Source organism: Brevundimonas sp. Soil_N_31 (assembly GCF_057655995.1).
The window spans coordinates 1-6,781 of sequence record NZ_JBDGLE010000019.1 but is presented as its reverse complement, the minus strand read 5'-3'; the positions used below and the strand labels follow the sequence as shown (position 1 = coordinate 6,781).

At 65.6% G+C, this 6,781-nt stretch carries 7 protein-coding genes and 1 pseudogene; 7 read left to right on the top strand and 1 reads right to left on the bottom strand.

Features of this window, described 5'->3' with window-relative positions; translation table 11 throughout:
• Positions 1 to 32: 32 nt before the first annotated feature.
• The gene (locus AC3A3G_RS16260) at positions 33 to 596 is read right to left on the bottom strand and encodes an MFS transporter (RefSeq protein ID WP_487488725.1); all 564 of its coding nucleotides are present in this window, start codon (positions 594 to 596) and stop codon (positions 33 to 35) included.
• A 129-nt stretch (positions 597 to 725) separates the two neighbouring features.
• Between AC3A3G_RS16260 and AC3A3G_RS16255 the strand changes: the two genes are divergently transcribed.
• The 7 genes and pseudogenes from AC3A3G_RS16255 (at position 726) to AC3A3G_RS16225 (ending at position 6,685) form a co-directional block, all read left to right on the top strand.
• Positions 726 to 1,568, top strand: a complete 843-nt coding sequence (locus AC3A3G_RS16255) for a LysR family transcriptional regulator (protein WP_487488724.1) — start codon at positions 726 to 728, stop codon at positions 1,566 to 1,568.
• Between the two features lie 225 nt (positions 1,569 to 1,793).
• Positions 1,794 to 1,994, top strand: coding sequence for a hypothetical protein (locus tag AC3A3G_RS16250; protein WP_487488723.1), 201 nt, complete (start codon positions 1,794 to 1,796; stop codon positions 1,992 to 1,994).
• Positions 1,995 to 2,296: 302 nt separating this feature from the next.
• On the top strand, positions 2,297 to 2,917 hold the full coding sequence (locus tag AC3A3G_RS16245) for a hypothetical protein (protein WP_487488722.1): 621 nt from the start codon (positions 2,297 to 2,299) through the stop codon (positions 2,915 to 2,917).
• Positions 2,918 to 3,404: 487 nt separating this feature from the next.
• Positions 3,405 to 4,586, top strand: a complete 1,182-nt coding sequence (locus tag AC3A3G_RS16240) for a hypothetical protein (RefSeq protein WP_487488721.1) — start codon at positions 3,405 to 3,407, stop codon at positions 4,584 to 4,586.
• Positions 4,498 to 5,871 carry an autotransporter family protein gene (locus AC3A3G_RS16235; RefSeq protein ID WP_487488720.1) on the top strand — a complete coding sequence of 458 codons (1,374 nt, stop codon included), beginning with the start codon at positions 4,498 to 4,500 and terminating at the stop codon, positions 5,869 to 5,871. Before AC3A3G_RS16240 ends, AC3A3G_RS16235 begins: the two co-directional genes overlap by 89 nt.
• Before the next feature lie 314 nt (positions 5,872 to 6,185).
• Positions 6,186 to 6,284 (top strand): annotated as a pseudogene (locus tag AC3A3G_RS16230) (hypothetical protein); the annotation flags it as partial.
• Positions 6,285 to 6,325: 41 nt separating this feature from the next.
• Positions 6,326 to 6,685: an amidohydrolase family protein gene (locus AC3A3G_RS16225; protein ID WP_487488726.1), complete on the top strand. Its 360-nt coding sequence runs from the start codon at positions 6,326 to 6,328 to the stop codon at positions 6,683 to 6,685.
• Positions 6,686 to 6,781: the final 96 nt, after the last annotated feature.

Here is a 6,781-nt window from a genome sequence, read left to right as displayed (position 1 = left end):
CGTAGGTTCAAATCCTACTCCCGCACCCAAGCTTACAAAGCCCCGATGGCATACGCCGCGGGGCTTTCTGCTGTCTGGGACACCGCGGGCCGGCTCCAATGCTCCGTCTCAAATGAAGCGCATGCGGCGCCCTCCCGTCGAGCGGCCATGGCGCCCGCAATGAAATTGCCTGCCACGCCGGCCGCCCCATAGGCGAACAGGAGTGGACCGATCCATCGTGCGGAGGCGCCGGATAGGTCTTGCAGCAGAGGTCTCACAAAGGTGTAGGCCATGAAGTGACCGGCCACGAGCAGAAGAGTGATGCTCAGCCCCAGCCAGACCGGACGGCGCGCCAGAAGGTTCAGGAACTGCTCGGGCCGGACCGTCTGTTTGACTGGGAGAGACGGAAGACTCTGAAGGTTCAGCCAAAGCACCAGGCCGCTGAAAGCGGCCATGGCGCTGAAGGCTGTGCGCCAGTCGGCGATGTCCGCGATCAGGACGCCTATGGGTACGCCGAGGACGGAGGCGGCCGCGACGCCGCCGAAGATGACGGCGGTCGCCAGGCCAATGGCGATCACGGGCGCCCATCTGGGCGCATCAGTTTCAATGCGCATCATCTCTGTTGTTCCATGCGGCATCGTCGCGTCTCCGTTCTGCGGTTACGGAGACATGGCTGGGCGCTCTGGCGCGATAAACCGCCTTCTCGTAGAGGGTCTTGGGACGAAATGGACCCAATGAGGCGCACGATGCTGGATCAACTGAGCGATGTGACGGCCTTTGTGCGGGTCGCCGATGCAAGGAGCTTCACTCAGGCGGCCGAGCGTATGGGCCTGTCACGGTCCGCCGTCGGCAAATGCGTCGCTCGGCTGGAGGAGCGTCTGGCCACTCGCCTGATACACCGCACCACGCGAAGCGTCGCCCTGACGGAAGAGGGGCGGCTCTTTTATGATCACGCTGTCAGGATTCTCTGCGAGGTCGAGGACGCCGAGGCGGCGCTGGCTCACCGACATCAAGCCCCCAAGGGCAGGCTGCGACTTGATGCGCCGATCGCTCTGGGGCGCAGTCACATCCTGCCGTCCCTCTATCGATTTCTGGCGAAATGGCCCGAACTCGAGGCCGATGTGACCCTGTCGGATGATTACCGGGATCTGGCGGCGGACGGCGTCGACCTGGCCATTCGTGTCGGCGGGCCGACGGACAGCGGCTTGATCCGGCGCGTGCTCGCCCCACACCACTTCATCACCTGCGCGGCGCCGGCCTATCTGGAGGCCAGGGGGCAGCCCGCCGCCATCGACGATCTTCAGCATCACGATAAGGTGGTCTTCACGGTCTGCGGCGGCGTCACGCCCTGGCGCTTCAAGGTGAATGGCGAGGATCGAGAGGTCTGCGTCAACGGATCCCTGCGGCTCAACAACAGCGAAGCCGTGCGCGACGCCGCCCTGGCCGGGCTGGGACTCGTACAATTGGGCGTCTTTCTGGTCAGTGAAGACATCCGCGAGGGACGTCTGAAGCCGATCCTGATAGATTATCGTCGTGAGGAAGCGCCGGTCAGCGCCGTCTATCCCACTCGTCGGCATCTCTCGCCCTAGGTGCGGATGTTCATCGATCACATCCGGGCCGAATGGTCGGCAAAGGCCCCTTGGACCTGAGTGGGAATAGCGGTGGCTGTACGCTCGTCACCTCGCTGCTCGGCGCCTATACGCCCTTCTATGCGGCCTATGCCGCGACCAAGGCCCCGGTCGAGCATTTCACCCGTGCAGCGTCCAAGAGTTCGGGGGACGCGGGATCTCGGTGACGGCCATTGGCCCGGTCCTATGGACACGCCCTTCTTCTACCCGGCCGAGGGAGAGGACGCTGTCGCCTATCACAAGACGGCGGCGGCGCTGTCGGGTTTCTCGAAGACCGGGCTGGCCGACATCGAGGACATCGTCCCCTATATTCGCTTCCTGGTCAGCGACGGATGGTGGATGACCGGCCAAACTATTCTCGTCAACGGCGGCTACACGACCAAGTGAGACCATGGTCGGCCTGCCGGGAACGGCAGGTCGCAACCTCGGATCGACGGCGGAATCCTGAAGGGCTCAGGGTTCCGCTTCATGCTGTCGTTTAATCCTATAATCTTGTTGTATTTTAACCCTTTCCGTCAAACGTGCCCGCTTCTGATTTAAATGTCCGTGGGGAAAGGAGTTCGCGCTTGCGTGCAGTCCAGGGGGAGACGCCGATTTCGATTTCCGGCCGTGGTTTTGGCGAATCGCGGAAGAAGGCGCTTCTGAGCTCAGCCTGTCGCCACCGCGCCCTCGGGGCCGCAGCGGCGACGGTGTTGCTGCCCTCCACGCAAGCGTTTGCGCAATGCGCTGCTGCGCCGGCGGCGCTCAGCATTTCCTCCGGCGACTGCGCTGATCCTGCGTTCACCTTACGCGAAAGCGCAGACGCCGCCCCGGTGGTCGAGGTCTCCGGCTCGGGAGCCTACAGCGGCGTCTCTGTCGATCTTTCTGCGCTCGGCAGCGGCCACGGCGCGCGCGCGACTGATGACGGTACGATCTCCCTGGTCGGCACGCCGTCGGACGGGGCCCTGATCAGCACCTATGGCGACGGCGGCCGCGGCCTCTACGCCGATAACGGGGGACAGATCACCGGCAGCTATGCCTCGGTCTATACGAACGGCGTCGGCGCTCATGGCGTCGAGGCGATCGGGACAGGCAGCCGCGTCACGCTGACCGACAGCGGAGTGAGCACTGAGCTCGACAACGCGCACGGCGCCTATGCGTCTGGAGGCGGGACGATCGCCCTGATCCGCACCAATGTCACGACTTACGGCGCGGGGGCTCCGCCGTTTTCGCGGACGTGGGCGGATCGATCATCCTCAACGACCTCAGTACGTACAGCTATGGAGATGGCGCCGCCGGTGCGGTCGCCTCGGGCCCTGACAGTAGCCTGACCCTGAACAACGCCTATGTAAACGTCTATGGAAACGGCGGCGCCGGGCTGCTTGCGGCCGATGGCGGATTGATCACCATCAGCGGCGGCGCGATCGCGTCCGGCGACTATTGGCGGCACGATCACGGCCGACTCTCCCGGCATGCTGCCCCGTGGCGTCGGCAGTCGGATTCTGGTGGTCAACGGCGCGACGTCCGCCACCTATGGCGCAAACAGCCCGGGCCTATGGGCTGACGCCGACGGCCGGATCGATTTCGCGGGCTACGGCGTCTTCACCTATCAGCCAAATTCAGTCGGTGCGGCGGCGAGCGGGGCGGGCAGCGCGGTCGCCTTGACCGACGCCATAGTCCGCACTTCCGGCCCGTCCAGCGCGGGCCTACTCGTCACTGCCGGGGGCCATCACGGCAAGCACCACGGAGATCACCACCGGTTATGGAAGTGGCGGAAGCAATCTTCCGGCACTTCAGTTTCCAAGCGTCGACATAGGCTTGGAAGCTCATGGCGCGGATCTGGTCGGGGCCGGCAGCCGACTGCAGACGCAGAACGCCCGCATCACCACGCACGGCGACGGCGCCATCGGCGTCAAGGCCAGCCAGGGCGCCTCGGCCTCGATCGTCGGCGGCTCTATCACGACCAACGGCGCCGACACAGCCGCGATTGAAGGCGCCGACGCCGTCCGGGCGACCGACGCTGACAGCAGCATCTCCTTGTCCGGAACCTCGGTCAGAACGACAAACATCAACGCCGTGGGCCTGCATGCGATGACGGGCGGCGCGATCGCCGCGACGGACGCTGCGGTCGCGACCCAAGGGGCGAACGCCTTCGGCGTATCCGCGCGGGACGCCGACGGCGTCACCCTGACCAATACGGCTGTCGCCACCTCGGGCGACGCTGCGTTCGGCGTTCGGGTCGGCGATGCAGGGACGGTGCAGATCGCGGGCGGTTCGATCGAAACCACCGGCGCCGCCGCGCACGGCGTCGCCGCCGTCAACGGCGGCGATCTCACGATTTCCGGTGCGGCCGTCGCGGTGAACGGCGCCGGATCGTCGGCGATCTACCTTGCGGGCAGCGAGGCGAACGCCGTGTCGATCACCGGCGGGAGTCTGAGCGCCGCCGACGGCGCGATCGTCCTTTCCGAAGGCGGGACGGGCGTGGTCTCGATCGGGGGCGGCGCCGTGCTCGACCCCGCCGTCGTCAACGGCCGCCCCCTGCTGGCGCAGGTGAGCGAGGACGCCGCAGGCGTGGCCAGCGACCTGACGCTGAACATCGCCGACATGCCGTCCCTGACGGGCGACATCGTCATCGACGCATCGACCCTCGCCTATAATCTGAGCAACAGCCGCTGGACGGGCAATCACCGTCTGATCGGCTCCGGAAGCGCGACCGGCGCCAGCCTGATCGCTTCGCAATGGGACGGGCGACCTGCTCGCCGACCCCGGCAACACCGCCGACGTGTCCCTGACGCAGGGCAGTCTCTGGACCGGCCTGGGGCGAAATGCGGCCGACATCACGATCGACGCCGACAGCGCCTGGAACCTGACCGGCGATTCCAGCGCGAACGGCCCAGTGACCAACGCTGGCGTGATCCAGTTCCTGGCGAGACAGGACGGCTACAGCACGGTGACGGTCGGCGGCTATGCGGGCGGCGCAGGGAGCCGCATCGGCTTTAACACCTATCTCGGCGGCGACGCCTCGCCCACCAATCTGCTGGTGATCAATGGCGGTCAGGCCAGCGGCACGACCACCATCCTGGTCAACAATACCGGCGGCCCCGGCGCGCTAACCGTGGACGACGGCATTCGGCTGGTCCAGGTGACCGGCGGCGGCGCGACGACGGTCGATGCCTTCACGCTGGGTCAGCGCGTCGTGGCGGGCGCCTATGAGTACCAGCTCTTCCGGGGCGGCGAATCCGATCCGAACGACTGGTTCCTCAGGTCTCATATCAAGAGCGAGGATCCGAACGGGCCCGACATTCCGATCTATCGTCCCGAGACGCCGCTCTACGCGCCCATTCCTGCGATCGCGCGACAGATGGCCCTTTCAACCCTGGGGACGCTGCACGAGCGCGTCGGCGATCAGGAAAACCTGCGAAGCTCGGCGGAGCGGCGAACCTATGTGAACGGCGCCTGGGGGCGACTGTTCGGGGGACGGTTGGACAATCGATGGGGCGGACCGGCCGAGGCGCGGGCCGAGGGCGATCTGGTCGGATTCCAGACCGGGCTCGACCTCTTCCGGCGGACGACGGACAGCGGCCGCCGCGATCACGTCGGCCTGTATGTGGCCTATACCGACCATGACGCGTCGATGCGCGGTCTTGCACGCGGGATGCGGGATCTGGAGGCGGGCCGCCTGCAAACGGACGGCTCGTCTGTCGGGGCCTACTGGACGCATTTCGGCCCGACGGGCTGGTATGTCGATACGGTCCTGCAGCAGAGCTGGTACGACATGGAGGCGACGTCCCTTTATGGCTCCGGGGCCTCGACCGAGACGACCGGATACACGGTGTCGCTCGAGACCGGCTACCCCATCAACCTCCAAGAAGGCTTGCTGATCGAACCGCAAGCGCAGATCGTCTACCAGGACGTGCGAGTGGACGGGACGCAGGATCAGTACTCGAGCGTAGACTGGGATGAGGGCGTGGCCTGGACCGGGCGGTTCGGGGCGCGTCTGCAACACACCCGGCGCGACGCCCGCGGGATCCTTTGGCAACCTTATGGACGGATTAATCTCTGGCACGCCTTTTCCGGCAAGGACAGCGTGCTGCTTGGGCAATCTTCTCCCGCCATTGAGACTCGGTTTGGCGACACGGCACTAGAAGTCGGCGGCGGTCTCACCGCCCGTGTGAGCACGAACGTGAGCCTTTATGGTCAGGCCAGCCATCGCTGGACGGTAGACGGCGACCGGGGTCGCCAGACGGCTACCGAAGCCGTTTTGGGTCTACGCATAAACTGGTAACGGCGGGGCGCGCGCGATGCTGTGGGTAAGGGGCGCTCGCTGGGATTTTCTATCCCGACGTTTGTGATCGCCACGCGAATTTTCCCAAAAGGCCCACGCCCGCACGAAGGCTGCAATGTCGCATTTCCGGCGAGGCGCCAAAGTCGGTACTGGCGCCACGGTGACCTCCTAGAAGTACCGTCTGCTTCAGCTTTGATCGTTTTGGGCGGTGGACGTGACGCTCTGAAACGCAAGGTTGCAGGCTGCGCCCATCGCGACGAAGAAATGGACTGAGCTCTTGCACTGGCCTCTGGGTCCGGTCCCAAAATCCCCTCATGTCGAACAGCTTTTTATCTCTGACGAGGCCGCGCTGGCTCGGGCCAGGCGAACTGGCGCGTCAGGCCAACACGTCGATCAAGGCGTTGCGGGTCTATGAGAAGGCGGGCCTGCTGACGCCTGACCGACGCGAAGGCGAGTGGAGAACTGGCGCACGGCCTTCCGCTTCGATCTGGGTTGGGAGCCGGAAGACTATAGGTGGGCGAAAGCGGTCTGGCCCAAGCCGCAGCGCTTTGTCGGGATGCTGCACGAAGCGGGCGTGTCTTTGACCCTCGGCGCCGACGTGAACAATCCCTTCATAGCGCCGGGCGCCACCCTTGCTCGTGAAGCGGAGTTGCACGTTGAAGCCGGCATTCCGGCCTGGGGCGTGCTGGTGATGGCGAGCAGCGACGCGGCGCGTTCGCTGAAGATGGAGGGGCGTACCGGCCGTCTGAAACCCGGCAGGGAAGCGGCCATCGCGCGGATGTCGGCGTGCCGACGGGGGCGGCGCTGGTTGTAGCCGCGGATCACCAGGCGTTGGGTTCGCGGACCATATGCACGATGTTGGCGGGGTTCATGATCCAGCCGCCGCGAAATCCTTCGCCCAGCGGTTCGA